Origin of the sequence: Pseudodesulfovibrio pelocollis (genome assembly GCF_030282845.1) — a bacterium.
Classification (GTDB): domain Bacteria; phylum Desulfobacterota; class Desulfovibrionia; order Desulfovibrionales; family Desulfovibrionaceae; genus Pseudodesulfovibrio; species Pseudodesulfovibrio pelocollis.
On the sequence record NZ_JASTWE010000085.1, the window covers coordinates 1 to 3,821 of the forward strand.

Genomic DNA, 3,821 nt, shown 5'->3' on the forward strand with positions numbered 1-3,821 from the left:
ACACTAGCGGTGGCATTTCGCGCCCGGCACGTCTGGCCGGGATTGCGGATTGTTGACAGACGCGGCCACACGGTTGTGGCACCATCCACCAAGGCGCCGGGCCTTATGCCCGGCTGTCAACCAGCAGGGACCATGAAAGACATCCATCTTCTTGATCTCATCCAGGGAGCGTCCGGCGCGCTGGACTATGTCAGCTCCACGGTCACGGGCCACCACCGCCGGGTGGGGGTCGGGGTTTCCGCCATCGGCGGGGCCATGGGCCTTGGCCAGCGCGATGCCACGGATCTCGTGGCGGCGGCCCTGCTCCATGACATCGGCGCCTTTTCCCTGGACCTGCGCCTGGACGGGCTCGACTTCGAGGCCGACCACGGGGACCACGCCCGGGCCGGATTCCGGCTGCTCTCCATCCACCCCATGCTCTCGCGCGTGGCGGCCCTGGTCCTGCACCACCACACCCCGTGGCACCGGCTGCCGTCTGCCGCCAGCTCCGCCTCGGACCATGACCCGCTGGCCGGGCTGCTGGCCAACATCATCAATCTCGCCGACCGGGTAGACGTGCTCGACAGTATAGGCACCCGCCGCGTCGGCAGGGAGCGCATCCGTCAGGCCATTCGGCACAACGCGGGCACCGTGTTCGCGCCCGAGGCGGTCGAGGCCTTTCTCGACATCTCGGCCGGGCCCGAGTTCTGGGACCGTTTGTCCGCCGATTGGACCCAGGCGCGCGATGCCATTGGCACGCCCCTGGCCGACGATGTCATCCCCCACGACCAGTTGCTGCAATTCTCCCGCTTTTTCGCCCTGATCATCGACTTTCGCAGCCGCCACACCGCCACCCATTCCCTGGGCGTGGCCGAAACCTCGGCCCGGCTGGCCGCCCTTTCCGGCATGACGACCCCAAGCCAGGACCGCCTCCGGCTCGCGGGCAACCTGCACGACATCGGCAAGCTGGCCGTGCCCGTGACCATCCTCGACAAGCCCGGCCCCCTGACCCGGCAGGAGTTCGACACCGTGCGCCACCACGCCACCACGTCGGAAACCATCCTGCGTTCCGTGCCAGGGCTCGACGACATCGCCGACTGGGCCAGCCAGCACCACGAGCGGCCCGACGGCTCGGGCTATCCCCACGGCCTCAAGGGCCGGGAACTCTCGCTGGGCAGCCGCATCGTGGGCGTGTGCGACGTGTTCACCGCCATCACCGAGGACCGCCCCTACCGGCCGGGCATGACCCCGGACCAGTCGGCCCGGGTGCTTCTGGACATGGCCAGGGGCGGGTCCCTGGATGCCGACCTGGTGGCCCTGCTCCTGGACAACCACACCGAGGTGGCCGAGGCTCGCATCCTGGCCCAGGCCCGGGCCCACGAGGAGTTCGAGCGGTTCCGGTCGCTCCAGGTTGACAAAACTCCCTATGTTGCTTAACAAAATCGGATCGGAAAGTACCCGACAAGAGTTCGATCATTCTTTTGTCCTGGTGCAGGACGTGGCTCCATCCTCCTCCGCTTTCCATCATGGCCCGCCTTCACTTTGGCGGCGAGTCGTCGCGCGTCTCGGCCATGCTCCGGCGTGGCCCAGGGCTGCCGTCTTTTCGATACTCCAGTCACGAAAATAATGGACGGCACGCCAGACACTGTTCATGGAATCGACAGGTCCGATATAAAGGGTCGAATTTCCGAGGGGCGCCCCGCGCCTCCCGCAACACTTTGAGGGGGAAGTCATGCGTTGGAAGGACTGCAAACTCTGCGTCAAGTTCGGTGTCGGGTTCGGCACGATTCTCTTGCTGGTTATCGCCCTGGGAGGCTGGGCCGCGTTTGGCATCAACAGCATCGTGAGCGACGCCGAGGAGGTCATCGGCGGCAACGAGCTGCGCGGCAACTTCACCCAGAAGGTGGTGGACCATCTCAAATGGGCCGAGCAGGTCAACGAACTGCTGACAAATACCTCGGTCCACACCCTCAACGTCCAGACCGACCCGCGCCAGTGCGCCTTTGGCAAATGGTACTACAGCGATGCCCGGGTCCGGGCCGAGCATATGGTGCCCGCCATCAAGCCCCTCATGGCCCAGATCGAGGCGCACCACAACGCGCTCCACGCCTCGGCCATCGAGATCGGCCGCAAGTACGCCCCGGCCGATGTGGCCCTGGGCTCCTACCTGCGTGAGAAGAAACTCGACCACCTCGTCTGGATGAGCGCCATCCGCGACACCATGCTCAACCCGAGCGCCCGGGGTGCCAACGTGCAGACCGATCCGCACGCCTGCAACCTGGGCGTGTGGCTCTACGCGCCCGATACCCAGCGCCTGATGCGCGAGGACCAGGCGCTCGGCGACCGGGTGCGCGCCATCCTCGCCCCCCATGTGGCCCTGCACGAGTCCGCCATCGAGATCAACGCCATGCTCGCCGAGGGCGAACGCAACGCGGCCCTGCGCTATTTCAGCAACACCACCGCCCCCCTGGCCGAGGAGACCCTGGCCGCCATCGACCACCTCATCGGCCTGCTCGACAGCCGCCAGCAGGGCTTTGACGAGGCCCGGGAAGTCTACGCCAGCGTGACCATGCCCGAGCTCAACCAGGTGCAGCGGCTGCTCAACGAGAGCATGGAGGTCATCGCCCGGGACATCATGACCGACGAGGTCATGATCGCGCAGGCCAGCGAGACCCAGGCCGGAGTCGTGATCTTCAACGTGGTGGCCGTGGTCCTGGGCGTGCTCCTGGCCTGGATCATCGCCCGGGGCATCATCGGCCCGCTGAGCAAGGGTGTGGAATTCGTCCAGACCGTGGCCACCGGCGACCTGCGCGCCACGGTGAACCTCAGCCAGGACGACGAGGTGGGCCAGCTCGCCGGGTCCCTGACCGACATGGCCGGACACCTCAACCGGGTGGTGGGCGAGGTCAACTCCGTGGCCGACGGCGTGTCCGCCGGCAGCGAGGAGCTCTCGGCCGCAGCCCAGTCCCTGTCCCAGTCCGTCACCGAGCAGGCCGCGTCCATCGAGGAAATATCCGCCTCCATGGAGGAGATGAGCGCGGGCGTGCGCTCCAATACCGAGAACGCCCGCCAGACCGAGGCCATCGCCAACACGGCCGCCCAGGGCGCCACCGAAAGCGGCAAGGCGGTCAATGAGGCCGTGGGCGCCCTCAAGAGCATCGCCGAACGCATCACCATCATCCAGGAGATCGCCCGCCAGACCAACCTGCTGGCCCTGAACGCCGCCATCGAGGCTGCCCGGGCCGGAGAACACGGCAAGGGCTTTGCCGTGGTCGCGGCCGAAGTGCGCCAACTGGCCGAACGCAGCGGACACGCGGCCGAGGAGATCGGCGAACTCTCCGGCACCTCCATGCAGGTGGCTGACAAGGCCGGGCGCATGCTCGAAGAACTGGTGCCACAGATCGGCAAGACCGCTGAACTCATTCAGGAAATCACGGCCAGCTGCGTGGAGCAGGACAAGGGCGTCAGCGAAATCAGCACCGCCATCACCCAGCTCGACAAGGTCATCCAGGGCAATGCCTCGGCCTCCGAAGAGATGGCCTCCACCTCCGAGGAACTCTCGGCCCAGGCCCAGGCCCTGGCCCACGCCATGACCTTCTTCAAGGTCGATCAGTCCGCCTACAAACGGCAGAAGACCACGGTCGTCACCAGCCGCAACCAGCGCGCCGCACTGCCCCAGGGCCAGCAACCCAAACCCGGGGCCGCCAAAAAAACGGCCAAACCAGCCCTCGCGCCCGGCGTTGACCTGAACATGGACAACGACGAATACGAACGCTTCTAGGCGCCGTGGATGGGGATGGGGATGGGGTGGAAGATTCCGGGGGGGGGGGGGGGGGGGGGGG

General features: G+C 66.8%; 2 protein-coding genes. Both read left to right on the forward strand.

Features of this window, described 5'->3' with window-relative positions; translation table 11 throughout:
* The first annotated feature begins 132 nt into the window (after nt 1-132).
* Nucleotides 133-1,416 (forward strand): HD domain-containing phosphohydrolase, encoded by a 1,284-nt coding sequence (locus QQS14_RS16125; protein WP_285908041.1) that lies wholly within the window; start codon nt 133-135, stop codon nt 1,414-1,416.
* Between the two features lie 295 nt (nt 1,417-1,711).
* Nucleotides 1,712-3,760 (forward strand): methyl-accepting chemotaxis protein, encoded by a 2,049-nt coding sequence (locus tag QQS14_RS16130; RefSeq protein ID WP_285908042.1) that lies wholly within the window; start codon nt 1,712-1,714, stop codon nt 3,758-3,760.
* Nucleotides 3,761-3,821 lie beyond the last annotated feature (61 nt).